This window comes from Pseudomonas mandelii (assembly GCF_024138395.1).
In the GTDB taxonomy this organism is placed as follows: Bacteria; Pseudomonadota; Gammaproteobacteria; order Pseudomonadales; family Pseudomonadaceae; genus Aquipseudomonas; species Aquipseudomonas mandelii_E.
In genome coordinates this window covers 78603-104315 of sequence record NZ_JAMYDU010000006.1, presented here as the reverse complement: position 1 = coordinate 104315, position 25713 = coordinate 78603, and the positions used below count along the sequence as shown (strand labels likewise).

Below are 25713 nucleotides of genomic sequence, written 5' to 3'. Positions count from 1 at the left end.
CCCTCCCCATGACCGATGAATTCACTCCTCCTTTTGATGAAGAGCTGCAGGCCAGCGTTCTGATCGGCACCGCCGAGAAGATGATCGAGATCTGGAATCGCCTTTCCCCCGAGAAGCAAGCCGCCCTGCTGGCCCGCTTCGGCAGCGAAGAAAACGCCTTGGCCGCCCTGGTCACGACACAACTGGTTGCCCCCACCAAACCCTGACTCACCCCGCCCGGCAAATAGTTTTACTTTTTCTACCACCCGCAGTCGTCCGCGCCGCTATCATAAGCAGCCTATCTATCCTGCTGCCCGCGGACCTTTACCCATGTCAGAACCCCAGCGCCCCATGGCGGTCACGCTGCAAGTCGTTTCCATCGTCCTGTTCACGTTCATCGGTTACCTGAATATCGGCATTCCCCTGGCTGTATTGCCGGGCTACGTCCACAGCGACCTCGGTTTCGGCGCCGTGATCGCCGGGCTGGTGATCAGCGTGCAATACCTGGCCACCCTGCTCAGCCGTCCTTACGCCGGGCGCATCATCGATAACAAGGGCAGCAAACTGGCGGTGATGTACGGCCTCGCCGGCTGCGGCTTGAGCGGTGTGTTCATGCTGATTTCGGCCTGGACGCAAAGCCTGCCGACGCTGAGTCTGATCAGCCTGTTGATCGGCCGACTGGTGCTTGGCAGCGCAGAAAGTCTGGTCGGCTCCGGGTCGATCGGCTGGGGCATCGGCCGGGTCGGCGCGGCGAATACCGCCAAAGTCATCTCCTGGAACGGCATCGCCAGTTACGGCGCGCTGGCGGTCGGCGCACCATTGGGGGTGCTGCTGGTCAGTCAGTTGGGCTTGTGGAGCATGGGCGTAAGTATCGTGCTGTTGGCCGTTCTGGGCCTGGCGCTGGCCTGGCCGAAAACCGCTGCGCCGATCGTTGTCGGCGAACGCCTGCCGTTCATGCATGTGCTGGGGCGCGTACTGCCTCACGGCTGCGGTCTGGCCTTGGGCTCCATCGGCTTTGGCACCATCGCCACATTCATCACCCTGTATTACGCCACTCAGCAGTGGTCCAACGCGGTGCTGTGCCTGAGCCTGTTCGGCACCAGTTTCATCGGTGCGCGATTACTCTTCGGTAACCTGATCAACCGCCTCGGCGGTTTTCGCGTGGCGATAGCCTGCCTCTCGGTGGAAACCCTGGGACTATTGCTGCTGTGGCTGGCACCCGATGCCCATTGGGCACTGGCCGGTGCGGCGCTGAGTGGTTTCGGTTTCTCGCTGGTGTTCCCGGCCTTGGGCGTGGAAGCGGTCAACCTGGTGCCCGCCTCCAGCCGCGGCGCGGCAGTCGGGGCATACTCACTGTTTATTGATTTGTCGCTGGGGATTACCGGACCGCTGGCGGGTGCGATTGCGGCTGGATTCGGGTTCGCCTCGATCTTCCTGTTTGCCGCATTGGCCGCTCTGGGTGGTTTGGCACTGAGCATCTATTTGTACCGGCAAGCGCCAAAGCACCTTAATGAAAAGCACCGCGAAGAACGCGACGCCCGCTAGAAATCCACCTTGCCACGTCCAGCCTTGATGCTGCCGCGTTTGGTCTTGGATTCGAGCCGACGCTTCTTCGAACCGAGGGTCGGCTTGGTCGGGCGGCGTTTCTTTTCCACTTTGGTGGCGCTGAGGATCAACTCGGTCAGCCGCTCCAGCGCATCGGCACGGTTCTGCTCCTGCGTGCGGTACTGCTGGGCCTTGATGATCAACACGCCTTCGCTGGTGATGCGACTGTCACGCAGCGCCAGCAGCCGCTCCTTGTAGAACTCGGGCAAAGACGAGGCCGGAATGTCGAAGCGCAGGTGCACGGCGCTGGAGACCTTGTTGACGTTCTGCCCACCGGCGCCCTGGGCGCGAATGGCCGTCAACTCAATCTCGGCATCCGGCAGATGGACGTTGTTGGAAATCACCAGCATGGAAAAAAGTCCGATATCAGGACCGCCAGAATACCTTGTAGGAGCGAGGCTTGCCCGCGAAGAACGATAACGCGGTTTGCCTGATGAACCGCGGCGTCTTCTTCGCGGGCAAGCCTCGCTCCTACAGGGTTTTGTATGAACCCATAAAACGACAAACCCGGCACATTGGCCGGGTTTGTTGTATCTGCGCGCTGAGTTATTTCACTGCAGCCTGCAACGCCTGCTGCGCACTACGCTTGTTCTTGATGCCGTAGCAGATCCACATGAAGGCGACCCACACCGGAATCGCATACACAGAGATCTGGATGCCCGGGATCAGCAGCATCACGCCAAGGATGAACACCACGAACGCCAGGCAAACATAGTTACCGTACGGGTACCACAGGGCCTTGAACAACGGCGTCTGTTTGGTCTTGTTCATGTGCTGGCGGAACTTGAAGTGCGAGAAGCTGATCATCGCCCAGTTGATCACCAGGGTGGCCACCACCAACGACATCAACAACTCCAGTGCATGTTGCGGAACCAAATAGTTCAGCAGCACCGCGACCAGGGTCACGGCAGCCGACGCCAGAATCGAACGCACCGGCACGCCGCGCTTGTCGATCTTCGCCAAGGCTTTCGGCGCATCGCCCTGCTCGGCCATGCCCAGCAGCATGCGGCTGTTGCAGTAGGTGCCGCTGTTGTACACCGACAGCGCCGCGGTCAGGACCACGAAGTTGAGGATGTGCGCGGCGGTGTTGCTGCCGAGCATCGAGAACACTTGCACGAACGGGCTACCGCTGTAGGCATCGCCGGACGCGTTCAGTGTCGTCAGCAAGCTGTCCCAAGGAGTCAGCGACAACAGGACCACCAGCGCACCGATGTAGAAAATCAGAATCCGGTAGATCACCTGGTTGATGGCTTTCGGGATCACGGTTTTCGGTTTGTCGGCTTCGGCTGCGGTGAAACCGAGCATTTCCAGGCCGCCGAAGGAGAACATGATGATCGCCATGGCCATCACCAGACCGCTGACGCCGTTCGGGAAGAAGCCGCCGTGCTCCCAAAGGTTGGTCACAGAGGCTTGTGGGCCGCCGTTGCCGCTGACCAGCAGATAGCTGCCCAAGGCAATCATGCCGACGATCGCCACGACTTTGATGATCGCGAACCAGAACTCGGCCTCACCGAAGACTTTGACGTTGGCCAGGTTAATCAGGTTGATCAGTACGAAAAACCCGGCGGCCGAGACCCAGGTCGGGATATCCGGCGCCCAGTAGTGGATGTATTTGCCGACCGCGGTCAGCTCGGACATGCCCACCAGGATGTACAGAATCCAGCAGTTCCAGCCCGACAGGAAGCCGGCAAAACCGCCCCAGTATTTGTGGGCGAAGTGGCTGAAAGAACCGGCGACCGGCTCTTCGACAATCATTTCACCGAGTTGGCGCATGATCATGAAAGCGATGAAGCCGCAAATGGCGTAGCCGAGAATCATCGACGGGCCAGCGGATTTGAGCACGCCGGCCGAGCCGAGGAACAACCCGGTACCGATCGCGCCACCGAGGGCGATCAGTTGAATATGGCGATTTTTCAGGCCGCGTTTCAGCTCGCCTGAATGCGAGTTTTGTCCACTCATGAAAAAGGTCTCACGCAAGGTTTGATGATGTTCGGTAGACGTTGCTGCTCGGTTGCGATTTCAAGCAGCGCCGATCAAACCCCAGCGCAGGCACCAGGAGTTCAGCGTTTTTACGACAGTCATGCGTCACCTGTTTGTTTTTATCTGTGACGAAATCGAACCCGACACGCTCGTGACGCGGCGGAGTGAACAAGGCGGGTAGCCTTGAAGTTTGCGCAGTTGCGCAGAGGGTCACAGTTAAAACGCGGCGCATTGTACACCTGTAACCCCCTGCTGCCAGACACCGCTGGATCAGCGCGTCGGTTGCCGGGATTGCCTGTGTCCGCCTCGAGGGTCTCGGGCGACTGCAAAAATTGAGTCAGACCTTTGCAGGTCATCGATAAGGGCAGCGGAAAAATCGCCCTTTGGGGAGAGATAAAGATGAGTCACGGCGTTCATTGCGCCTCCTTCTTGTTATGCACCTGCACGACAGGCATGGGGCGCATCTCACCCTTCCTGCGCTGCCGAAACAAGCGTGCCAGAGCCCTTGAAGACTACAAACCCGGCGGTTGGCGGAAGGTTTTCCTTACAGATCTTTCCATCGCCGCATTCCACGGGGCTTAAGGGCGCTTTGCGTAAGGTTTTATTGACAATGCGTAACGTAAATTTTCCGAATCAGATCAAAAGGCCAACTGACTGTAAATTGACGATAGGAAGCTTCCTAAGGAAATATCCTGCTTAGTTTTCTGTTTTTTATTAAGAAAATCGGCTTTCGAAAAATGGAATAAATAGTTCAAACGGAAATTGTTTAATTATTTTTTTGCATTCCAAAACCCTGTGAACTAGGTTTTCAGCGACTTGCCGAGCCGCATCGACCGGCACGTTGGCGCGCTCTTCAACGAGTGAAAAACACGCCACTGCTCTTATCAAAAGTGATCTTACCGAAGCTGTTCTTACCCGAAGAAATCATCTAGGAGATTCACCATGCAAGCACCAGACAAAGACTTGGACACTGAACTGCAACTGGACGATTGGTTTGAAGCACCGACCCATGAAGCCGCCGTCGAAATGATGCAAGCCGACGCGGTTGTTCCGTTCGGCACGGCGATGTGGCCTCTGTAAGACATCCCGGCAGGCATGATCCGGCCGGTGGTGCCTGCCACTTTCTCGGTTTGTCAGGGAGGACTACATGGATAAGCAACGCGCCATCTCGCATTTCCTTTACTACCTCGAACATCACCCTGCCGTTGCCGGTATCAACCCGGCGAAGGTCTTGCTCGGCCATACCGCTGATTACGAGGCACTGACCTGCGCCATTGCCGAACAGGCCGGTAACAACCCACGGTTCAGCTTCAGCGCGATGCGTCTGGACCTCGAACCCACCGAATTGCTGACCCGGGCGATTACCGACAGCGATCTGTACATTTTCTTCTACGACTCCTCCACCCTGCCCAACCCGCGTCCCGACGGCCCGGAGTTTGTCCGCGCGCTGCAGGGCGTGATGGCGGAGAACTGGAAAAAGTCGTTGTTGTTCAAGGATTACGGCGATTACTTCTACGACACTTTCAGTGTCACACCGCAGCGAATTGCCGGGTTGAACAGCCACTTGATCCAGCGCATGTCCCACGCCACTACCCTGAGTTTCAAAGATGATCATGGGTCGTGGTTCGAAACACCCTTGAGCAGTATCAAGAAGTGGACCGACATCAACGGTATCGGCAACTTCGACCTGGCGCCCGGCGAGATCGCTACTCATAGCGAGGCCATTAATGGGCGGGTGAAGTTTATGGGGACTTTCCTCAGTACGATTCCATTTGCCCGCAAATACGGCGTATTGGCGTCACCGCTGGAGTTGTGGATCGAAAACTCGACCATCAGCAAAATCGCCACCGACGTGCCGGGGCTGGAACATGACTTCAACAAGTACCTGGACGCCAATCCGTCCAATCGGCGAATCGAGGAGCTGGGGATCGGCACCAACGAAGGCGTGAAAGATTTGTATGCGCGCAACGCCGGGTTCGAGGAGCGCCATTGCGGCTTGCACCTGGGCTTGGGCGGTGGTGCCAAGGGCAGCCATCATTTGGACCTGATCTTCTCCAGCGGCGTGTTGGCGCTGGATGACGACCCGGTGTTTGATGGGCGGTTTGTTTTCTAGCATCCAGTTTTTGCGGTGATGCGACCAATGTCTTCGCGGGCAAGCCTCGCTCCTACAGGGTTTCGGTTGGTCACGGGTTTGCGTTCGGCACAACATCTGTAGGAGCGAGGCTTGCCCGCGAAGAGGCCCTCATAAACACCACAAAACTAAATACAGCCCAAAAAAAACGCCATCCCGAAGGATGGCGTTTTTCATGCAGCGCTTACCGATTACTCAGGCTTGCGACGACCAAAGCCTGGACGCTGGCCGGAACCGGCTGGCGCGCCGCGGCGTTTGCCCGATGGCGCGTCACGGTCGACCAGCACGATGCCTGGGCGTTTCTTCGGTGCCGGCTTGGCCGGGCGCTTGGTATCGGCCGGACGGTCTGCCACGGGCGTACCACGACCGGCAGGCGCGCCGCGATCGCTACGACCACCGGACGGAGCGCCACGGCCTTCGCCGCGCTCAGTGCGGCCATTGGCCGGACGCGGCGTACGTGGACCGCGCTCGCCGTCCTGGCGTGGTGCCGGCTTGCGAGCCGGACGTTCGCCTTCGATCTGCGGCTCGCGGGAATCACGCGGAGCAACAGCTGTCTGGCCACCGGCTGCTGGACGCAACGTACGCACGCGCTCGGTCTTGCCCATCGGACGCGACGATTTACGCTGCATGCGATCGAGCTTGTCTTTGCTCTTGGCGTTCATTTGCGGCATCGCCACCGGCGTCAGGCCGACTTCGGCACTGAGAATGTCGACTTCGTACTGACTCATTTCGCGCCAGCGGCCCATCGGCAGGTCGGAGTTGAGGAACACCGGACCGAAACGCACGCGCTTCAGGCGGCTGACCACCAGGCCCTGGGATTCCCACAGACGACGGACTTCGCGGTTACGACCTTCCATCACCACGCAGTGGTACCAGTGGTTGAAACCTTCGCCACCCGGAGCCTGTTTGATGTCGGTGAACTTGGCCGGGCCGTCTTCGAGCACCACGCCTGCCTTCAGGCGTTCAATCATCTCGTCGTCGACTTCGCCACGTACCCGTACCGCGTATTCACGGTCCATTTCGTAGGAAGGGTGCATCAGGCGGTTAGCCAATTCACCGTCGGTGGTGAACATCAGCAAACCGGTGGTGTTGATGTCCAGACGACCGATGTTGATCCAGCGACCTTCTTTCGGACGCGGCATCTTGTCGAACACGGTCGGACGACCTTCAGGGTCATTACGGGTGCAGATCTCACCATCGGGTTTGTTGTACATGATCACGCGGCGTACCGACTCGGCGGCTTCTTCGCGCTTGATCACCCGGCCATCGATGGTGATGGCGTCATGCAAGTCGACACGCTGGCCGAGGGTGGCGTCTTTGCCATTGACCTTGATGCGGCCGTGGCTGATCCAGGCTTCTACGTCACGGCGCGAGCCGACGCCGATGCGGGCGAGGACTTTCTGCAGCTTTTCGCCTGCTGGGCCGATTTCCTGGTCGTCTTTCTGGTCGTTGATACTCATCTGGGCACCTCCCGGTGTGGTCTGTTCAGGATGCTCTGGATTGAGGGTCCTGAAGCGTTATAAATCTGTGTACTTGGCGAAGCGATCGCCGAAGGGTCGCGAATCATACGCTCATGAAGAGGTTCGCGCATCAGAGACTAGCTGATCGACAGAAGGTTATTTGTTTTTCCGCCGACCGGTGGCACCCCGAGGGAAACAAGATCAAAAGATCGCAGCCTGCGGCAGCTCCTACGGGATCGGTGTTCATCCGCGATATTTCGGTGAACACCGATCCCGTAGGAGCTGCCGCAGGCTGCGATCTTTTGGCGGGCTCAATCTTCGAACTGGCGGCGTTCGGCTTCGATGGCTTCTGCCAGAGCCTTGGCTTCGGCTTCTTCGTCGGTCAGCTCGGGCTCGGGTTTCGACTGTTCAAGCGCGGCGACGGCAGCCAGGAGCTTTTCGCGAGCTTCGGCGACGCCAAGGATGTCATCTTCCTGTTCTGGCTCTGGCTCTGGCTCTGGCTCTGGTTCCTGTTCTGATTCGACTTCGGCTTCAGCCTCGATCTGAGGTTCAACTTCGGTATCAGGCTCGGGCTCTGCCAACTCCCCTTCGCTCTCGGTCACCGCCCCATCCCGCAGCAAATCGTCGAAGTCGGTCTTGAGTCCTTCTTCCATGGTGTCCAGTTCCAGCAACAATGTGTGGAAACTGGTTTCTTCCTTCGGCTCCTCCGGCTCGGCGCTGGCGTCGGCCAGTTCCTGCAAGCCTTGCGGCACCGGCGCGTCGTCGAAATCGAGGACCGGATCAGGTTCCAGCTCACGCAGTTCGGCGAGCGGCGGCAGGTCATCGAGGTTTTTCAGGTTGAAGTGATCGAGAAACGCCTTGGTGGTGGCGAACATCGCGGGTTTGCCAGGCACGTCGCGGTACCCGACGATGCGGATCCACTCACGCTCCAACAGGGTTTTGACGATGTGGCTGTTGACTGCCACGCCGCGCACGTCTTCGATCTCGCCCCGGGTGATCGGCTGGCGATAGGCGATCAGGGCCATGGTTTCGAGCATGGCGCGGGAGTAACGCTGCGGCCGCTCTTCCCACAAGCGTCCGACCCACGGCGCGAATTTTTCGCGGATTTGCAGGCGATACCCGGAGGCGACTTCCTTCAACTCGAAAGCACGACCGTCGCAGGATTTGGCCAGAATCGTCAGCGCTTTCTTGAAAACAGGGGGCTCGGGCCGCTCGCCTTCTTCGAAGAGTTCGAACAGGCGTTCAAGCGATTGCGGTTTTCCCGAGGCCAACAGAAAGGCTTCAAGCAATGGCGCCAGCTCGCGGGGTTCAGTCAGGTTCATGATTCAACTCGTTATTCGGCTCGGGCCCGGACATGGATCGCCGCGAACGGCTCATTCTGCACCAGCTCGACCAAGGATTCCTTGACCAGTTCGAGGATCGCCATAAAGGTCACCACCACCCCCAAGCGCCCTTCTTCAGCGGTGAACAGCTCGACAAAAGGCACAAAACCGCCGCCCTTGAGCCGTTCCAGTACATCACTCATGCGCTCGCGGGTGGACAGCGCTTCACGGCTGACCTGGTGGCTTTCGAACATGTCGCCACGGCGCAGGACCTCGGCCATGGACATCAGCAACTCTTCCAGACTCACGTCCGGCAACAGTTTACGCGCCCGGGCTTCCGGGGCATCGAGCTTGGGCACCACCACGTCGCGACCGACGCGGCTCAGGCCATCGATGCCTTCGGCGGCAGCCTTGAAGCGTTCGTACTCCTGCAAGCGGCGGATCAACTCAGCGCGAGGATCGTCTTCTTCGTCTTCGATCGTTTCAGCCCGCGGCAACAGCATCCGCGACTTGATCTCGGCCAGCATCGCGGCCATCACCAGGTACTCGGCGGCCAGCTCCAGGCGCACCGACTGCATCAACTCGACATAGCCCATGTACTGACGAGTGATTTCCGCCACCGGGATGTCGAGGATGTTGATGTTCTGTTTGCGGATCAGGTACAGCAGCAAGTCGAGCGGGCCTTCGAAGGCCTCAAGAAAAACCTCGAGCGCATCCGGCGGGATGTACAGGTCCAGCGGCATTTCCATGACCGCCTGGCCATAGACCATGGCGAAAGGCAGTTCTTGCTGGGCGCCGGCCTGGCTATCGACGGGTTCTACTGCAGACATCTAGGCCTCGGCCATGAAAGGTGCAGGGTCGCCGCAACCGACGCGTATGACTTCCGGTTCGCCGTCGGCGAGGCTGATCACGGTGGACGCCTTGATCCCGCCGAAACCGCCGTCGATGATCAGGTCCACCTGATGCTCGAGCAACTGCCGCATCTCGTGGGGATCGGTCAGCGGGTCAGTGTCGCCGGGCATGATCAGGGTCACGCTCATCAGCGGCTCGCCGAGCTGCTCCAGCAGCGCCAGCGCTATCGGATGGCTGGGTACACGCAGGCCAATGGTGCGTTTTTTCGGGTGCAGCAACAGCCGCGGGACTTCGCGGGTGGCATTGAGAATGAAGGTGTAAGGGCCAGGCAAGTGAGCCTTGAGCACACGGAAGGTGCCGGTATCAATTTTGGCAAACAGGCCCAACTGCGACAGGTCGCTGCAGATCAGCGCGAAGTTGTGCTTATCATCCAGCTGACGTAGCCGGCGCACGCGCTCCACGGCGTTTTTGTCGCCGATCTGGCAACCAATGGCGTAGGAAGAGTCTGTGGGATAAATCACCACCCCGCCGTTGCGGATGATCTCTACAGCCTGTTTGATCAGGCGCGCTTGCGGGTTTTCCGGATGAATCTGGAAAAATTGACTCACATTCTCTACCTGTTCAGACGACGGCAATAATTGGGTCATGTTTGAATCGACACCACAGTGGTGGCAGATCCTCCGGAAGCGGGCGATATTCACCGATCTCGGACCAGCCTCCAGGGCCATGAAAATCACTGCCGGCGCTGACCAGCAGACCAAACTCGCGGGCAAGAATCGCCAGGCTGCCCACCTGTTCGGCGGGTTGATGGCCATTGACCACTTCTATCGCGTGGCCCCCTGCTTGAATATAGTCGGCAATCAGGCGACGACGCTTGCTGCGAGTGAAATCGTAGTGCCAGGGATGCGCCAGGCTGACCCAGGCACCCGCGGCGCGCAGGGTTTCGACGGTATCTTCCAGGGTTGGCCAGTGTTGCTTGACGTCTCCCAGTTTGCCGGCGCCCAGCCATTTGCGGAACGCTTCGGCGCGATCCTTGACGAAACCTTCGCGCACCATCCAGTCGGCAAAATGCGGACGGGCCGGCGCATTACCGCTGTCGCCTAGTTCCTGTTGAATGGCCCGGGCGCCGTCAAGCGCCCCCGGCATGCCTTTCAACGCCAACTTGCGACTTATTTCTTCGGACCGTAGCCAGCGGCCATCGTGCAATTTGGCGATGGCCTCGACCAACGGCGGTGCATTGACGTCGAACCCGTAGCCCAAAACGTGAATGGTCGCCCCGCCCCAGGTGCAGGACAATTCGACGCCATTGACCAGTTGCATCCCCAGCGCCGTCGCGGCGCTACGGGCCTCGTCGAGGCCCTCAAGGGTGTCGTGATCGGTCAAGGCCAGGACTCGCACGCCTTTCTCGAACGCACGCGCAACCAGTACCGCAGGCGCGAGGGCGCCATCGGAAGCCGTGCTATGGCAGTGCAAATCAACATTCACAGGACTGTGTAACCTCAAATCAGCTGACGCTATCGCGCGTCAATATGTTTGTTATTATGCCGCCACATCCTGCTTCTGGCTGCCACTGTGAAACAATTCATCGACTTCATCCCGCTTCTGCTGTTTTTCATCGTCTTCAAAATCAATCCACGGATCGTCGACATCGGCGGTTATCAACTGTCTGTCGGTGGTATTTACAGCGCCACCGCAGTGCTGATCCTCAGCTCCCTGGTGGTTTACGGCACGCTGTTCATCAAGCAGCGCAAGCTGGAGAAGAGCCAGTGGCTGACCCTCATCGCCTGCCTGGTCTTTGGTAGCCTGACCCTGGCGTTCCACAGCGAGACCTTCCTGAAATGGAAAGCTCCGGTGGTCAACTGGCTGTTTGCCCTCGGGTTCATCGGCAGCCACTTCATCGGTGATCAACTGTTGATCAAACGCATCATGGGCCACGCGCTGACACTGCCGGAGCCGGTCTGGACTCGTCTGAACATCGCCTGGATCGGCTTTTTCCTGTTTTGCGGCGCCGCCAACCTGTTCGTTGCGTTCACCTTCCAGAGCTACTGGGTCGACTTCAAAGTCTTCGGCAGCCTGGGCATGACGTTGCTGTTCCTGGTCGCTCAGGGCATCTACCTGTCCCGCCACTTGCACGACGCCGACACCACAACGCCAAAAACCGAGGACTGACATGCTTTACGCAATCATTGCCACAGACGTCGCCAACTCCCTGCAAGCCCGCCTGGCCGCACGGCCTGCGCACCTTGAGCGCCTGCAAGTGCTTAAAGGCGAAGGTCGTATCGTATTGGCCGGCCCGCACCCGGCCGTCGACAGCAATGATCCGGGCGCGGCGGGTTTCACCGGCAGCCTGATCGTCGCTGAATTCGATTCGCTGAGCGCCGCACAGGCCTGGGCTGACGCCGACCCGTACATTGCCGCAGGCGTCTACGCCAACGTTTTGGTCAAGCCGTTCAAGCAAGTCCTGCCGTAAACGCCATCAGCGCGATGAACCTTGTCGGTTCATCGCGCGTTCAATCGCTCATTATTCTCGTTTACCGGCCGACAACCTGCCCAATACTCGTATTGGAATCAGGAGTTGCGATGCGCAAAGGTCCGTTGTGTCTGATGTTGGTGACGTTGTCGATCATGGCGCCCGCCCACGGTGAAGAAAGCACCGAGGGTCACAATTCGACGCCATTGTCCTTGAGTGCCGGCAGCCAGATCACTGAGTTGCAGCAGCGCTTGAAGGCTAGCGAGCAGCAACGAGAAACACTGAGCAAACAATTGCAAAATGCCGATGGCGAACGCGAAAGCGCTCAGTTGAGCCGGTTGCGCCAAGAGAATCAGCGCCTGAAGCTGCAACTCAAGGAAATCCTGGCCAGCCCGCTACCGCGCCTGCTGACGGATCAGCAACAGTGGTTCGTGATCGGGGCCGGAGTTGCGCTATTGGCGCTGCTCTGCGGTATCTTCGCCAGTGGTGCACGTAGAAAACGTCGGCAATGGCTAAATTGAGTGAGTCATGAGCGAGCTGTTATTAATTGATGATGATCAGGAGCTGTGTGAGCTCTTGAGTAGTTGGCTGAGCCAGGAAGGCTTTCAGGTCCGCGCCTGCCACGACGGCCAGAGCGCCCGTCGCGCGCTGGCCGAAACGTCCCCCGCGGCCGTGGTGCTGGACGTGATGCTGCCTGACGGCAGTGGCCTGGAACTACTCAAGCAACTGCGCAACGACCACCCGGAGTTGCCAGTGCTGATGCTTTCGGCCCGTGGCGAACCGCTGGACCGCATTCTCGGCCTGGAACTCGGTGCCGATGATTACCTGGCCAAACCGTGCGACCCACGGGAGCTGACCGCGCGTCTGCGCGCAGTGTTGCGCCGCAGTCATCCGACGGCCGTCTCCAGCCAGCTCGAATTGGGTGACTTGTGCTTCAGCCCAGTGCGTGGCGTGGTCAGCATCGATGAACAGGAATTCACCCTGACCGTCTCCGAAAGCCGTCTGCTCGAAGCCCTGCTCAAGCAGCCCGGCGAACCGCTGGATAAACAGGAACTGGCGCAAATCGCCCTCGGTCGCAAACTGACTCTGTACGACCGCAGCCTGGACATGCACGTGAGTAACCTGCGCAAAAAAATCGGCCCGCACCCCGACGGCCGCCCGCGCATTGTTGCGCTGCGCAGTCGTGGTTACTACTACAGCCTATGAAACTGACGCGATCCTTTGTAGCAGCTGTCGAGCCCCAGCGAGGCTGCGTTCGGCTGCGGAGCAGTCGTAAACCCTGTCGGCGCAGTTCAACTGGAACACCGAGTGAATGATTTTCACGACGGCTTCGCCGCCGAACGCAGCCTCGCAGGCTCGACAGCTGCTACGAGGCTTGTGTTTGTCAGCAAGGTAGAAAATCGTCTTTACCCAAGCTTTACGCTCCGCTGACCGCCGCTGACCTTGATCTCCGTAATCTGCACACATCCGGAACGTACCGGGAATGAGACAAGGAGATACACCATGCGCAAGACTCTTATCGCTCTGATGTTTGCTGCCGCCCTGCCAACCGTTGCCATGGCCATGCCTGAAGGCGCAGGTCCGATGGGTGACCACATGGACGGCTCACGCCACGGCGGTCAGATGCACGGCATGCACGGTAAAGGCCCTTACAGCCAACTGGACCTGAGCCGCGAACAGCGCGAGCAAATCCGCAAGATCATGGGCGAGCGGATGCATGAGCGTCAGCAACTGGTCGACAAGTACCTGGAAAAACTCTCGCCAGCCGATCAGAAAGCCTTGAAAGACGAGATGGCGGCCAAGCACAAGAAAGCCGAAGCCGATGTTCGCGCACTGCTGAAGCCGGATCAACAGAAGCAATTCGACGAGATCCAGAAGAAAAAAGCCGAGCGTCGCGCCGAATGGGCCGAGTTCAAGGCCTGGAAAGCGCAGCAAGCGCAAAAAGCGCAATAATGCGCTAACCCTCGACCCAACGGCTAAACCCCGTTGGGTCTTTTGCCTCTCGATTTAATGTGGGAGATTCTATGGTTGAGGGGGCAAGCCCTTATTCCACTCAGTTAAGGATAAATCGGACCTGTAGGAGCCAGGCTTGCCGGCGAAAGCGCACTTAAGGACGCCTTCGCCGGCAAGCCTGGCTCCTACGAAAAGCGGTTTGCTCGCTTAACTGACTGGCATAAGGGCTTGCCCCCTCACCACACAAGCCCGCTCCCACATGGATTTGCGCTAGTTGAGGATTTTCTGTGCGTTCATTGTTCTGGCGTATCCTGGCCAGCTTCTGGCTGGCCATCGCTCTGGTTGCAGGGCTTTCCATTCTGCTCGGGCACATGCTCAACCAGGACGCGTGGATTCTCAGTCGCCACCCAGGCCTCAACACCTTGGCCGAACAGTGGACGCAAACCTACGAAAGCCAGGGTGAGGAAGCCGCCCAGGACATTCTGGAACAGCGCAAGCGTCAGTATCACATCAACGTTCAAGTGCTCAACGAGGCAGGTGATCCGGTGGTACGCGGCACCTTTCCACGGCGGGCGGCGGCTTTCGAAGCCCGGCAGAACAATGACGATCGGCGCCTGCCATGGCGGCGTCTGACCGATGAATACACCAGCGCCAAGACAGGCGACACCTATCTGCTGATCTATCGCGTCCCGCACCCGGAACTGGATGCCTGGCACCGCGAAAGCCTGCTCTGGCCGTTGAGTGCACTGGGTATCGCCCTGGTGGTGCTGACCCTGTTCAGCCTGTTGGTGACTTTTTCCATCACGCGACCACTGAGCCGTTTACGGAGTGCCGTGCATGACTTGGGGCAGACAACGTATCAACAGAACAGCCTGGCGCAACTGGCCAACCGCCGCGATGAATTCGGTGTGCTGGCCAACGACTTCAATCGCATGGGCGCACGTCTGCAAAGCCTGATCGGCAGCCAGCGGCAGTTACTGCGAGACGTGTCTCACGAGTTGCGTTCACCTCTGGCCCGACTGCGCATTGCGTTGGCACTGGCCGAGCGGGCCAACCCTGAGGAGCGGGAAAAACTCTGGCCACGCCTGACCCGTGAATGCGATCGACTGGAAGCGCTGATCAGCGAAATCCTGGTACTGGCGCGCGTCGATGCCGACAACGCCAGTGCCGAAGAAGTCGATCTAAACGCGCTGCTCAATACCCTTCAAAAAGATGCTCAGCTGAGCTCGCCAGAGCAGAACGTGCGCCTTGAGGCCGAGCCGCAACTGAACCTCAAAGGCTGGCCGACCATGATCGAGCGCGCCGTGGACAACCTGCTGCGCAATGCCCAGCGCTTTAACCCGATAGGGCAACCGATCCAAATGCAGGCGTCGCGTCAGGGCGACAGAATTGTGGTCAGCGTGCGCGATCACGGCCCCGGCGTAGAGGCCGAGCATTTGAATCAACTGGCTGAGCCGTTCTATCGGGCACCGGGGCAAACAGCGGCCGGGCATGGCCTCGGGCTGGCCATTGCGCGTCGTGCGGCGGAGCGACATGGCGGCAGTCTGGTGCTGGCTAATCACCCGCAGGGCGGGTTTGTTGCCAGCCTGGAATTGCCATTGGTGCCGGGGGCGGTGGTGCAGCCTTAAAAGCTTCGCGGGCAAGCCTCGCTCCTACAGGTTGTGCGGTGATCGTGCCGTAATACAAATCCGTAGGAGCGAGGCTTGCCCGCGAAGCATTTGATCTTCAGGCCTTACCGGACCAGGCGCTGACAAACTCGGTCAAATCAACTTTCTCCGCAACGCGCGGTTCTTTCTGCGGCGTGCCAAGGTAAAGAAACGCAATCACCTGTTCCCCTTCCGCCAATCCCAAGCCTTTAGCCACATGCGCCGAATAAGCCAGCTCACCGGTACGCCATACCGCGCCAATGCCTTGCGCATAGGCCGCCAGCAAAATCCCGTGGGCCGCACAGCCTGCCGCCAACAGTTGCTCGGACTTGGGATACTTGTCGTGTTCCTGCAAACGCGCAATCACCACAACCACCAGCGGAGCACGCAGCGGGCCGTTGCGCGCCTTGTCCAGCAAGGCTTCGGACACATCACTGTCTTGCAGCTTCGCCGCCTCGGCCAGCAACTCGCCCATTTGCTCGCGCGCCGCGCCTTCGACCGTCAGGAAGCGCCACGGCTGCAAATGGCCGTGATCTGGCGCGCGCATCGCGGCGGCAAACAGCACTTCCCGCTGCTCGGCAGTCGGTGCCGGATCGAGCAGTCGTGGGACGGAAACACGGTTGAGCAAAGCGTCGAGAGCCTGCATCGGCCACCTCCTGTAGAAAATGTTTGGCTATTCTAGCGTCAACTGTCGCGACGGCGTCGGTTTACATGCCCTGCGCCGCAGGTAGAATGGCGCCCTTCCTACTATTAGCCCGAGCGGACTTCATGGCGTTGCCGACCTTACGGATCATTGGTTTCATCATCGGCATCTTCCTGATCACGCTGGCCATCGCCATGGTCGTGCCCATGGCCACGCTGGTGATCTTCGAGCGCACCAGCGATCTGCCGTCGTTCCTTTGGGCGAGCATGATCACCTTCGTCGCCGGCCTGGCCCTCGTAATACCGGGGCGCCCCGAGCACATCCATCTGCGTCCGCGAGACATGTACCTGCTGACCGTCAGCAGCTGGCTGGTGGTGTGCATCTTCGCCGCGCTGCCGTTCCTGCTGACCCAGCACATCAGCTACACCGACTCGTTCTTCGAAAGCATGTCCGGCATCACCGCCACTGGAGCGACGGTGCTCAACGGCCTGGACAACATGTCCCCCGGCATCCTGATGTGGCGTTCGTTGCTGCACTGGATCGGCGGCATCGGCTTTATCGGTATGGCGGTAGCGATTCTGCCATTGCTGCGCATCGGTGGCATGCGGCTGTTTCAGACCGAGTCGTCGGACCGTTCCGAAAAAGTCATGCCCCGTTCGCACATGGTGGCGCGTTTGATTGTTGCGGCCTACGTCGGCATCACCATATTCGGCAGCCTGGCCTTCTGGTGGGCCGGGATGAGCCCGTTCGATGCAATCAATCACGCAATGTCGGCGATTTCCACCGGCGGCTTCTCCACCTCCGACAAGTCTTTGGCCAATTGGCCGGAGCCTGCGGTGCATTGGGTCGCCGTCGTCATCATGATTCTCGGTGCCCTGCCGTTCACTTTGTATGTCGCCACATTGCGCGGTAACCGTCGGGCGCTGATCAAGGATGAACAGGTTCAAGGCCTGCTCGGCATGTTGCTGGTGACCTGGCTGGTGCTCGGCACCTGGTACTGGTGGACCACCCAGTTGCATTGGCTGGAAGCCTTGCGGCATGTGGCGCTGAACGTGACGTCGGTGGTGACCACCACCGGTTTTGCACTGGGGGACTACAGCCTCTGGGGCAACTTCTCACTGATGCTGTTCTTTTATCTGGGGTTTATCGGTGGCTGCTCGGGCTCGACCGCTGGCGGGATCAAGATTTTCCGCTTCCAGGTTGCCTACATTCTGCTCAAGGCCAACCTTAACCAGTTGATTCACCCGCGTGCGGTGATCAAGCAGAAGTACAACGGCCACCGTCTCGACGAAGAAATCGTGCGCTCGATCCTGACCTTTTCGTTCTTCTTCGCCATCACCATTTGCGTCATCGCATTGCTGCTGTCGCTACTGGGCGTGGACTGGATGACAGCGCTTACCGGCGCGGCCGCCACAGTGTCCGGGGTTGGCCCGGGGCTTGGCGAAACGATCGGCCCGGCGGGCAACTTCGCCAGCCTGCCGGATGCCGCGAAGTGGATTCTCTCGTTCGGCATGCTACTGGGCCGGCTGGAGATCATTACGGTGTTTGTTCTGTGTATCCCGGCGTTCTGGCGTCACTGATCGGCATGGGCGCTTCCATCAACCGCGTCCGGTATTCGCCGGGGGTGGAATCGAACCAGCGGCGGAAGGCGCGAAAGAAGTTGCTCGGATCGGCAAACCCCAGCAGGTAGGCAATTTCCAGCAGGGTCATATTCGGTTGCGCCAGGTATTGCTCGGCCAGTTCACGTCGGGTGTCATCCAGCAACGTCTGAAAACTCGTGCCCTCTTCCTGCAAGCGGCGCTGCAAGGTGCGTTGCGACAAGTGCAGCGTCTGGGCCACCGCATCGCGTTTGGGTTCGCCTTGGGGCAGCAGACGGCATAACACCTGGCGCGCCTTGTGAGTCACGCGGGTCTCGGAAAACCGCGCCAGGTATTCGCCGGCAAACCGGTCGTGCAACCGCGCCATGGCCTCATTGGCAGTGGGCAGCGGTGCCTCCATGTCGGCGCGCTCGAAGATCAAGGCGTCATAAGGCGCGTTGAACATCAACGGGGCATGGAAAGCTTGTTTATAGGGTTCAAGATCAACGGGGTCGTCGCCTTGCAGCAAGACTTTGCGCGGCTGGAGCACGCGGCCGGTCAGCCAGCCGCAAAGTGCCAGGGCGCAGGCCATTGATGCTTCGGCACTCTGTCGGGTCGGCGGCAGGTGGTCGCCATGCACCGTCAGAATCAGCGCGTAACCCTCATCCAGCAATCGGAAACTCAAGTCGGCACTTTCGGCGATGATTCGCTGATAACGCACCAGACGTTGAAAGCCTTCAGCCAGGGTCTGGCTAGACATCAAGGCATAACCGGCGACATGAAAGGACGCCGGTCGCACCACCTTGCCCATGTTCAGGCCGATCGCCGGGTTACCGGACAGCTCGACCGCGCGCTGCCAGAGCCGCGTCATGGAATCTTGCGGGAAGCGCGCATCCGGATCATCCAGTGCCGCATAGTCGAGCCCTAGCTGCTTGAACAGAACCCGGCAATCCAGGCCGTCCATTTCCAGTGCTTTGACAATCCCCATCGCCCAGCTTGCAGAAGTCGTTCGTTCGCTCATGGCGTTTACTACGTGATGGCCGCATGCCACGACCCAATTCCGAAGGATACTAAAGTGGCGCCCATTGTCACTGGCTGATGCTAATGATCACTCTAGACTTAAATAGGCTACCCGCAGGACAGCTTGTCGCCTGCCCAACCACCACAGAGATCGCAGTCGTGGAAAACATCAAGCGTTTCAACAGCTTCGCTGAGTTTTACCCGTATTACCTCAGCGAACATCGCAACAGCACCTGTCGACGATTGCACTTTGTCGGTACCTCCCTGGTTATTTTCATTCTGGCGCTGACCATCGGCAACGGCGCGTGGTGGATGTTGCTGGCCCTGCCGCTGGCCGGTTACAGCTTCGCCTGGGTCGGGCATTTCTTCTTCGAGAAGAATCGCCCTGCCACCTTCCAGCATCCTCTTTACAGCCTGCTCGGCGATTTCGTCATGTACCGCGACATGATTCTGGGTCGCGTGGCGTTCTAGGCTCCATGGGCCCCAAAAGCGTCTTGTGCAGCCAATGCTGGATCCAGGTTCTACACTCAACACATCCCTTTCGATCAGAACAAGAGGATAGCCGATGAATGCCCACGCCCGTTTTACTCATATGCAGGACGGCACGCAGGAAGACTGGGCGATCATCGCCGCAGATTTCAGTGCCTATGCCCGGCAATTGCCCAAACGGATCGTGGCGCACCTGAAGTTACTGGAGGGGGATTTCGGCGGTTTCCCGGTGGATCGTCTGACCCACTCCCTGCAAACCGCCAGCCGCGCGTGGCGCGATGGTCGCGATGAAGAGTACGTGGTCTGCGCCCTGCTCCATGACATCGGCGACACACTGGGCTCCTACAATCACCCGGACATCGCCGCAGCGATCCTCAAGCCGTTCGTCAGCGCCGAGAACCTGTGGATGGTGGAGAAGCACGGGATTTTCCAGGGCTATTACTTCTTTCATCACCTGGGCATGGATCGGCATTTGCGCGAGCAATTCAGCCGTCATCCGCAGTATCAGGCGACCATCGAATTTTGCGCCCGGTACGATGCGGCGGCGTTTGATCCGGCGTACGACACGCTGCCGCTGAGCTTCTTCGAACCGATGGTGGAGCGGCTGTTTGCACAGCCGAAGAATTCGATTTACAAGGCGGCGATGGAAGAGCATTCGCCGGCCTGATAGGTCACAGGAGACCGCTTCGCGGTCCATCGCGGGCAAGCCCGCTCCCACAGGTTTTTGCAGTGTTCAAAAAAGTTGTGCACCACCACAACCCTGTGGGAGCGGGCTTGCCCGCGATGGGGTCGGCCAATACACCTGATTTTTAAGCCGGCTCCGCGACCTTCACCGCTTTCAACTCGGCCTCTCGCGCCTGAGCATCGGCCAATCGATACAACTCGATCGACCCATCCCAATGCTCGATCAGTGCAGTGCACGACTCAACCCAATCCCCGCAATTGAGGTAATCCACCCCGCCGACCTTGCGAATCTCGGCATGGTGAATGTGCCCGCACACCACCCCGTGCAACTCGCGTTTGACGCATTCGTGGGCGATGGCTTCTTCAAAATCGCTGATGAAGCTGACGGCGGTTTTGACCTTATGCTTGAGGTACGCCGACAGCGACCAGTAGCCGTAGCCATAACGGGCACGCCAATGGTTGAGCCAGCGGTTGAGCGTCAGGGTGAATTCGTAGGCCGAGTCGCCGAGAAACGCCAACCAGCGATGGTAACGGGTGATCACGTCGAACTGATCGCCGTGAATCACCAGCAGATGACGGCCATCGGCGGTCACGTGCACGGCTTCATCCACCAACTGGATATTGCCCAAAATCAGCTTCGAATAACGGCGCAGGAATTCGTCATGGTTGCCGGTGACGTAGATCACTTCCGTGCCACGCTTGCTCATGGTCAGCAGGCGACGAATTACATTGGTATGCGCTTGCGGCCAATACATGCCGCTGCGCAGTTTCCAGCCGTCGATGATGTCGCCGACCAGATAGACCTTGTCCGCGTGGTAGCCCTTGAGAAATTGCGACAGGTGTTCGGCCTGGCAGTCCCGGGTGCCCAAATGCACATCGGAAATCCACAAGGTCCGCACACGTTGCTTACGGCTGGGTTTGGCGAGCTCGGCGCTGGTCATGGACAACCCTCAGGACAAGTTTTGGCAAGCTTGCGCCGGTCGGGTTAATTGCCCATGACAATCGCAAGTCAGTCCTGTGACAACGCGCGCCTGCGCGCCCTCGGTGTAGACTGGCGCCTCCCTCATCAAAATCGCCATGAGACCTGCGATGAGACCGATCCTCACGTTACGCCAGTACACCCACGACCTGATCGTCCATAGCCACGACCACGCGCAACTGGTGTTCGGGTTGTCGGGCGCGCTGGACTTCGAGGTCGAGGGGCAAGGCAGTCAGGTGGTGCAGCAGAGTTTCGTGGTAGTGCCGTCGGGCGCGCATCATGCCTGCGACAGCGCCCATGGCAGTCGTTGCCTGGTGCTGGATGTGCCGAGCGACCAGTGGGTTTCGCAGTCCCTTGGCGATCACGCCGAGGCCAGTCGCCGCTTGCTCGACAATGCCGGGCGCCTGTCGCTGGACGCCGGGCAAAGCCAACTGGTGAGTTGGCTGGCGGGCAGTCAGATCAGTGATCCGCTGATTGCCCAGCAAGGCGCGGTGCTGTTGCTGGCGAGCCTGAACAACGCCAAACCCGACAGCGTGGGCGGGCGGCGTCTGCCTTATGCTGCGCTGAATGCGCACATCGATCAATACGCGGCCTATCCGCTGCAAGTCGCCGATCTGGCGCGTATTGCCGGCCTGTCCAGCGCTCGGTTGCATGCGCGGTTCGTGGCTGAATGCGGGCAAACGCCGATGGACTACATTCGCAGTCGTCGGCTGCACATTGCCGTGCGCTTGTTGCGCGATTCAGCGCTGCCCATCGGCGAGATCGCCTGTCGGGTGGGTTACAGCTCGCAGAGTGCATTCGCCGCGGCGGTGCTGCGTGAGTTCGGAGCCTCACCCGGTAAATTGCGCCGCGAGGCTGGCGACAAATGACGCGAGTCTGGCGACAGACATAACCAAGCGTTGCGCGATTAAATGTAGCAGCTGGCGAAGCCTGCGTTCGAGCGCGAAGCGGTCGCAGTCGGAACAATGTAGTTTGCCTGATACTCCGCATGCACTGGTTTTACGACCGCTTCGCGCTCGAACGCAGGCTTCGCCAGCTGCTACAGGAGGCTGCGATCTTTTCGGGATCGACGAAGATCAAGATCAACAGATCGCAGCCTTCGGCAGCTCCTACAACGGCCGACGGTGTTGTCGGCCAGATTCGATACGCTTATCAAGGATTGCAATGACTCCCCGTACCGCCCTTGGCGCTCTGCATATCGGCGCACTGATGTTCGGCCTGACTGGCGTATTCGGCAAACTCGCCGCCGCCTCGCCGGCCATCATCGTGTTCGGCCGTGCCGCGTTTGCCGTCCTCGCATTGACGTTTTTCGCACGATTCGCCAGCAATACCCGTTGGCACAAACTCGACGCCACGGACCTGCGCCGCCTGCTGCTCAGCGGCTTGCTGCTGACCGGGCACTGGGTAAGTTTCTTCATCGCGGTGAAGGTGGCCGGGGTGGCGATCGCAACCCTGGGTTTTGCCAGTTTCCCGGCGTTTACCGTGATCCTCGAAGGGCTGATCTTCCGCGAGCGCATCCGCGCCAACGAAATCCTGCTGGTGGTGCTGGTCAGCATTGGCTTGGTGCTGGTCACACCGGACTTCGATCTGGCCAGCGGCGCCACCACTGGCCTTCTGTGGGCAGTGGCTTCCGGCTTGTTGTTCGCCCTGCTGTCCCTGACCAACCGCGCCAGCTCCGGACAAATCCCGCCAGTGCAGGCGGCACTGTGTCAGAACGTGGTGGTTGCGATCTGCCTGCTGCCGGTGGCGGTGCCGCAGTTGAGCGAAGTGCGCGCCATCGACTGGTTATGGATCGGCCTGCTCGGGGTGTTCTGCACCGGCGTCGCCCACAGCCTGTTCGTCGCCAGCCTCGCGGTGATCAAAGCCCGGACCGCGTCAGTGGTGTTTGCCCTGGAGCCGGTTTACGGCATCACCCTGGCCTGGCTGTTGTTCGATGAAAATCCGACCCTGCGCATGCTGATCGGCGGTGCGCTAATCATCGTCGCCATCGTGGTTTCCAGCCGGTTGTCCGGCAACTCAAGCAAAAACGCCGTGGCGGCAGAAGCCGCGTCTCACTGAGTGCGATCGTTGTGGCCCAGGTCGCGGTCCGGATCGATCTGATCGCGGACCCGCTGCTTGAGCACCTTGGCCTCGGGGAAACCGCCGTCGGCCTTGCGCTCCCAGAGCTGCACATCGTCACAGAAAATGTGAAAAACCCCGCCGGTGCCGGGCACCAGAGACACTTTGCCCAGGTCGTCGCCGAAGGTGCTGAGCAGTTCCTGGGCCAGCCAGGCGGCGCGCAACAGCCATTGGCATTGCGTGCAATAGGTGATGACGATTTCCGGTTTACGCGCGGTCATGATTGGTAAAACTCCTGTGGGCGAGGCTTGCCCGCGAACCAGACGGCGCGGTTTATCAGAATAACCGCATTATCGTTCTTCGCGGGCAAGCCTCGCTCCCACAGGAAAGGGTTTATCGAATACCGGCCAACAGCGTCCGAGCCGTTTCCTTGAGCGGTTCGTCGCCTTCCTTGAGCAGCTCGTTAAGCAATTCGATGGCGCTGTCCAGATCGCCGTCATCGATGCAGGTCTGGGCCTGCTCAAGTTTACCCGCGCTGCTCGGCCCCGCCGGTTCAAGATCCATCAATTCAGCACTTAGCGGCTCAAGCTCCAGCGGCTGGCTGGCATCGCTGAACTCGTTGAGAAAGGTCTCGTCCAGAGATTGAGCGTCAGGTTCGGCGATCCATTCAAGCTCGGGCTCATCCAGCGTCGGCTCCTCGGGCATTTCGAAGACATCGGGTAACACGTGCAGGTTCGAGATGAACCCGGGCTCGTCTGCCTGCGCTTGCTCATCCGACGGTTTGGCGCTGGACGGTGAGTTTTCGAAGGGGCTGATCAGGTCCCAGTTCGAATCCATCGACAGGTCATCGAGGTTTAACTGAAATTCATCGCTCGGTGCAACGTCAGGGATTGCAGGCGTGGACGGCGCCACTGCCACGGCGGCGACCACCGGTGCGGCGCTGATCAGCTTCGGATGGCGGGCGCGGATATCCTGAAGTTGCTGTGCGTCGAACCCGGCGTCTCGCAGGCTGCTTTCCTGCGCGTCATAAGCTTGCACATCGCCCTGTTTACCGAGGACTTCCAACAGTTGCACGGCCAGATCGGTGCGCTGGGGTTCCCTAACCAACGCGTCTCGCAACAAACCGGCCGCCTCGGACAAACGGCCATACGCCAGATAGATACCAACCCCTTCCAGCACGTCGCCTGCGGGAGTCTCTTCGGCCGATCCGGCTAGCGGTTGCGGCTGGGACGTCGGCCTGATCGGTTCTGCTGTGCGGTTGAGCACCGGTTCATGACGCGACGGCAGCACGGGTAACGGCTCGGGCTGGACCAGAGCCTGAGCCTGAGCCTGCTGTCGTTGCCGGCGAATGAATACCGCGAGCGATACCAACGCCACCACTGCCAGCAACCCGATGATCAGCAGCCACGGAGTCGGTTCTGACTCCTCTACTACAACGGGCACCGGCGCCGCCGCCACCTGGGGCACGACCGGCGCTACTGCTGCCTGTTTGACTTCCGCCAATTGGGTTTGCAGCTCGATCACCTGCTTTTTTTGCCCGGCGATCTGCTCATCCTGAGCTTGAAGCTTGGCATTGAGTTCATCGAGAGTCTTTTGCAGCTGCTGGTTCTGCAGCACGCTGGCGGCCAGTTGTTCGGCAACAGCATCATTGGCAGGCGCAGCAGCTGGTTTACCGACCTCGGCCTTGGGCGTCGCTCTTTTCACAGCAGGTGACGGTGCAACCGCTGGCTCGACGGACGGGAACGCGGAAGACTGAGGGCGCGGCGCGGGCTCGTCGTTGACGGGAACAATTCCCGGTGACCCCGGAGGATCGATCAGCACTGTGTACTCGCGCAGCAAACGGCCGTTGGGCTGATTGAGCTGCACCAGAAAATTCAGGAAAGGTTCATTGACCGGTTTACTGGAGGTTACCCGGATCAGGCTGCGGTTGCCCCGCAGGATCGGTGTGAACTTCAGGTCGTTGAGGAAGAACACCCGCTCGACGCCCGCGCGGCTGAACTCGTCCGCCGTTGCCAGGCTGACCGATAGCTCGCCCTCCTCCAGACCACTAACGTCCACCAGGGCAATGTCGGCATTGAACGGTTGATTCAACGCCGAATGCTGGGTGATCTCACCCAAACCGAGCGCAGGGGCCAATGCCGAGTAAGTGACAGCACCACCGACCAGCAGTAGCCTGGCGCAACACCGCAATACAACGTGCCAACTCTCGAGCATGAGCATCCCTTAGATAACCAGAACCAACTGTACGTGTTCGCACATCCGGTACGAACACGATATTGCCTAGTAGTTCTTTATAGTCTGCCCAACGGGGTATCTCAAAAGTCCGGCGCGTGGTTGTGCCTCAAGATTTTTCCAGGTTACCCAGGATGTGCCCGTGGACTCGCATGCAGACTTTCAAATCCGCCTCATCAACGCCTTCGAACAGTTCGTGGCGCAACTGGGTGGCAATGGTTTCAATTTGTTCGATCAAGGGCCGGGCCGGGGCACAAAGGACGATTTTTTTCGCCCGACGGTCTTCCAGCACGGATTGGCGTTGCACCAGACCCTGACTTTCCAGGCTGTCGAGCAGTCGAGCCAGGGTTGGACCTTCGACGCCGACGCTTTGCGCCAGTTCGCGTTGGGTGGGGGCATTCTCGAAACGCGCCAGGTGCAGCAGCACCAGCCAGCGCGCCTGGGACAGACCCAGGCCAGCCAGTCGGCGGTCCAGTTCGGCACGCCAGCCCCGAGACATCTGGGCCAGCTGCATGCCAAAGCGGTGTTGATCGGTTAACGGCATAAAACACTCATGGTTAGCTGAAAATAGAGAAAAACTAATTATTAGTCAGCTAAGCATGACCTTTGGCTATAGGCAAGGCTTGCTCTGTA

At 59.5% G+C, this 25713-nt stretch carries 28 protein-coding genes; 15 read left to right on the top strand and 13 right to left on the bottom strand.

Annotated features, from left to right (window positions below):
- The first annotated feature begins 8 nt into the window (after positions 1 to 8).
- Both NHU87_RS12545 and NHU87_RS12540 read left to right on the top strand, forming a co-directional pair.
- On the top strand, positions 9 to 206 hold the full coding sequence (locus NHU87_RS12545; protein WP_253548723.1) for a hypothetical protein: 198 nt from the start codon (positions 9 to 11) through the stop codon (positions 204 to 206).
- 103 nt (positions 207 to 309) lie between these two features.
- Positions 310 to 1524 (top strand): MFS transporter, encoded by a 1215-nt coding sequence (locus tag NHU87_RS12540; protein WP_253548721.1) that lies wholly within the window; start codon positions 310 to 312, stop codon positions 1522 to 1524.
- Here NHU87_RS12540 and arfB read toward each other — a convergent pair.
- On the bottom strand, positions 1521 to 1934 hold the full coding sequence (gene arfB / locus NHU87_RS12535; protein WP_007938537.1) for an alternative ribosome rescue aminoacyl-tRNA hydrolase ArfB: 414 nt from the start codon (positions 1932 to 1934) through the stop codon (positions 1521 to 1523). The two genes, NHU87_RS12540 and arfB, sit on opposite strands and share 4 nt — an antisense overlap.
- Positions 1935 to 2130: 196 nt before the next feature.
- Complete coding sequence (locus NHU87_RS12530) at positions 2131 to 3543, bottom strand: amino acid permease (RefSeq protein WP_253548719.1); 1413 nt, start codon at positions 3541 to 3543, stop codon at positions 2131 to 2133.
- A gap of 963 nt (positions 3544 to 4506) precedes the next feature.
- On the opposite strand from NHU87_RS12530, the gene NHU87_RS12525 reads away from it, so the two are divergent.
- Positions 4507 to 4644: a hypothetical protein gene (locus tag NHU87_RS12525; RefSeq protein ID WP_176466849.1), complete on the top strand. Its 138-nt coding sequence runs from the start codon at positions 4507 to 4509 to the stop codon at positions 4642 to 4644.
- A 67-nt stretch (positions 4645 to 4711) separates the two neighbouring features.
- Entirely contained in the window at positions 4712 to 5677 is a 966-nt protein-coding gene (locus NHU87_RS12520; RefSeq protein ID WP_253548717.1) for a leucyl aminopeptidase, read from the top strand.
- A gap of 209 nt (positions 5678 to 5886) precedes the next feature.
- Here NHU87_RS12520 and rluB read toward each other — a convergent pair whose 3' ends face one another.
- The 5 genes from rluB to NHU87_RS12495 all read right to left on the bottom strand — a co-directional run bounded on the left by rluB (position 5887) and on the right by NHU87_RS12495 (position 10814).
- A complete protein-coding gene (gene rluB, locus NHU87_RS12515; RefSeq protein ID WP_253548715.1) occupies positions 5887 to 7155 on the bottom strand; it encodes a 23S rRNA pseudouridine(2605) synthase RluB in 1269 nt (422 codons plus the stop codon).
- A gap of 311 nt (positions 7156 to 7466) precedes the next feature.
- Positions 7467 to 8477: an SMC-Scp complex subunit ScpB gene (gene scpB, locus NHU87_RS12510; RefSeq protein ID WP_253548713.1), complete on the bottom strand. Its 1011-nt coding sequence runs from the start codon at positions 8475 to 8477 to the stop codon at positions 7467 to 7469.
- 11 nt (positions 8478 to 8488) lie between these two features.
- A complete protein-coding gene (locus NHU87_RS12505) occupies positions 8489 to 9247 on the bottom strand; it encodes a segregation and condensation protein A (RefSeq protein WP_253548957.1) in 759 nt (252 codons plus the stop codon).
- Between the two features lie 60 nt (positions 9248 to 9307).
- On the bottom strand, positions 9308 to 9937 hold the full coding sequence (locus NHU87_RS12500; protein ID WP_033864897.1) for an L-threonylcarbamoyladenylate synthase: 630 nt from the start codon (positions 9935 to 9937) through the stop codon (positions 9308 to 9310).
- Positions 9938 to 9950: 13 nt separating this feature from the next.
- A complete protein-coding gene (locus NHU87_RS12495; RefSeq protein ID WP_030130050.1) occupies positions 9951 to 10814 on the bottom strand; it encodes a PHP domain-containing protein in 864 nt (287 codons plus the stop codon).
- Between the two features lie 87 nt (positions 10815 to 10901).
- Here NHU87_RS12495 and NHU87_RS12490 point away from each other — a divergent pair, with 87 nt between their 5' ends.
- From NHU87_RS12490 to NHU87_RS12465, 6 genes are all read left to right on the top strand, one after another.
- On the top strand, positions 10902 to 11498 hold the full coding sequence (locus NHU87_RS12490) for a septation protein A (RefSeq protein WP_253548710.1): 597 nt from the start codon (positions 10902 to 10904) through the stop codon (positions 11496 to 11498).
- Between the two features lies 1 nt (position 11499).
- Positions 11500 to 11799 (top strand): YciI family protein, encoded by a 300-nt coding sequence (locus NHU87_RS12485; RefSeq protein WP_008074905.1) that lies wholly within the window; start codon positions 11500 to 11502, stop codon positions 11797 to 11799.
- Between the two features lie 110 nt (positions 11800 to 11909).
- Complete coding sequence (locus NHU87_RS12480; RefSeq protein WP_253548708.1) at positions 11910 to 12320, top strand: translation initiation factor 2; 411 nt, start codon at positions 11910 to 11912, stop codon at positions 12318 to 12320.
- A gap of 7 nt (positions 12321 to 12327) precedes the next feature.
- On the top strand, positions 12328 to 13005 hold the full coding sequence (locus NHU87_RS12475) for a response regulator transcription factor (protein ID WP_048394251.1): 678 nt from the start codon (positions 12328 to 12330) through the stop codon (positions 13003 to 13005).
- A gap of 297 nt (positions 13006 to 13302) precedes the next feature.
- Positions 13303 to 13752, top strand: a complete 450-nt coding sequence (locus NHU87_RS12470; RefSeq protein WP_253548706.1) for a Spy/CpxP family protein refolding chaperone — start codon at positions 13303 to 13305, stop codon at positions 13750 to 13752.
- Positions 13753 to 14039: 287 nt separating this feature from the next.
- Positions 14040 to 15380 carry a sensor histidine kinase gene (locus tag NHU87_RS12465; RefSeq protein ID WP_253548703.1) on the top strand — a complete coding sequence of 447 codons (1341 nt, stop codon included), beginning with the start codon at positions 14040 to 14042 and terminating at the stop codon, positions 15378 to 15380.
- 97 nt (positions 15381 to 15477) lie between these two features.
- Here the strand turns inward: NHU87_RS12465 and NHU87_RS12460 are convergent, their stop codons facing one another.
- Positions 15478 to 16044 carry an NAD(P)H nitroreductase gene (locus NHU87_RS12460; protein WP_253548701.1) on the bottom strand — a complete coding sequence of 189 codons (567 nt, stop codon included), beginning with the start codon at positions 16042 to 16044 and terminating at the stop codon, positions 15478 to 15480.
- Between the two features lie 122 nt (positions 16045 to 16166).
- Here NHU87_RS12460 and NHU87_RS12455 point away from each other — a divergent pair, with 122 nt between their 5' ends.
- Complete coding sequence (locus NHU87_RS12455; protein WP_253548699.1) at positions 16167 to 17621, top strand: TrkH family potassium uptake protein; 1455 nt, start codon at positions 16167 to 16169, stop codon at positions 17619 to 17621.
- On the opposite strand, the gene NHU87_RS12450 is transcribed toward NHU87_RS12455, so the two are convergent.
- Positions 17578 to 18639: an AraC family transcriptional regulator gene (locus NHU87_RS12450; protein ID WP_253548697.1), complete on the bottom strand. Its 1062-nt coding sequence runs from the start codon at positions 18637 to 18639 to the stop codon at positions 17578 to 17580. The genes NHU87_RS12455 and NHU87_RS12450 overlap by 44 nt on opposite strands.
- A 158-nt stretch (positions 18640 to 18797) precedes the next feature.
- On the opposite strand from NHU87_RS12450, the gene NHU87_RS12445 reads away from it, so the two are divergent.
- Both NHU87_RS12445 and NHU87_RS12440 read left to right on the top strand, forming a co-directional pair.
- Complete coding sequence (locus NHU87_RS12445; RefSeq protein WP_007895016.1) at positions 18798 to 19109, top strand: DUF962 domain-containing protein; 312 nt, start codon at positions 18798 to 18800, stop codon at positions 19107 to 19109.
- Positions 19110 to 19203: 94 nt separating this feature from the next.
- Positions 19204 to 19794 carry an HD domain-containing protein gene (locus NHU87_RS12440; RefSeq protein WP_253548695.1) on the top strand — a complete coding sequence of 197 codons (591 nt, stop codon included), beginning with the start codon at positions 19204 to 19206 and terminating at the stop codon, positions 19792 to 19794.
- A gap of 142 nt (positions 19795 to 19936) precedes the next feature.
- Here NHU87_RS12440 and NHU87_RS12435 read toward each other — a convergent pair whose 3' ends face one another.
- Positions 19937 to 20752 (bottom strand): UDP-2,3-diacylglucosamine diphosphatase, encoded by an 816-nt coding sequence (locus NHU87_RS12435; RefSeq protein ID WP_095051704.1) that lies wholly within the window; start codon positions 20750 to 20752, stop codon positions 19937 to 19939.
- 148 nt (positions 20753 to 20900) lie between these two features.
- On the opposite strand from NHU87_RS12435, the gene NHU87_RS12430 reads away from it, so the two are divergent.
- On the top strand, positions 20901 to 21659 hold the full coding sequence (locus NHU87_RS12430; RefSeq protein WP_253548693.1) for a helix-turn-helix transcriptional regulator: 759 nt from the start codon (positions 20901 to 20903) through the stop codon (positions 21657 to 21659).
- A 295-nt stretch (positions 21660 to 21954) separates the two neighbouring features.
- Positions 21955 to 22848 carry a DMT family transporter gene (locus tag NHU87_RS12425; protein WP_253548691.1) on the top strand — a complete coding sequence of 298 codons (894 nt, stop codon included), beginning with the start codon at positions 21955 to 21957 and terminating at the stop codon, positions 22846 to 22848.
- Here NHU87_RS12425 and NHU87_RS12420 read toward each other — a convergent pair.
- From NHU87_RS12420 to NHU87_RS12410, 3 genes are all read right to left on the bottom strand, one after another.
- Positions 22842 to 23129: a SelT/SelW/SelH family protein gene (locus NHU87_RS12420; protein ID WP_007895010.1), complete on the bottom strand. Its 288-nt coding sequence runs from the start codon at positions 23127 to 23129 to the stop codon at positions 22842 to 22844. The two genes, NHU87_RS12425 and NHU87_RS12420, sit on opposite strands and share 7 nt — an antisense overlap.
- 112 nt (positions 23130 to 23241) lie before the next feature.
- Positions 23242 to 25062 (bottom strand): FimV/HubP family polar landmark protein, encoded by a 1821-nt coding sequence (locus NHU87_RS12415; protein ID WP_253548688.1) that lies wholly within the window; start codon positions 25060 to 25062, stop codon positions 23242 to 23244.
- 127 nt (positions 25063 to 25189) lie between these two features.
- Positions 25190 to 25624 (bottom strand): MarR family transcriptional regulator, encoded by a 435-nt coding sequence (locus NHU87_RS12410; protein WP_253548686.1) that lies wholly within the window; start codon positions 25622 to 25624, stop codon positions 25190 to 25192.
- Positions 25625 to 25713: the final 89 nt, after the last annotated feature.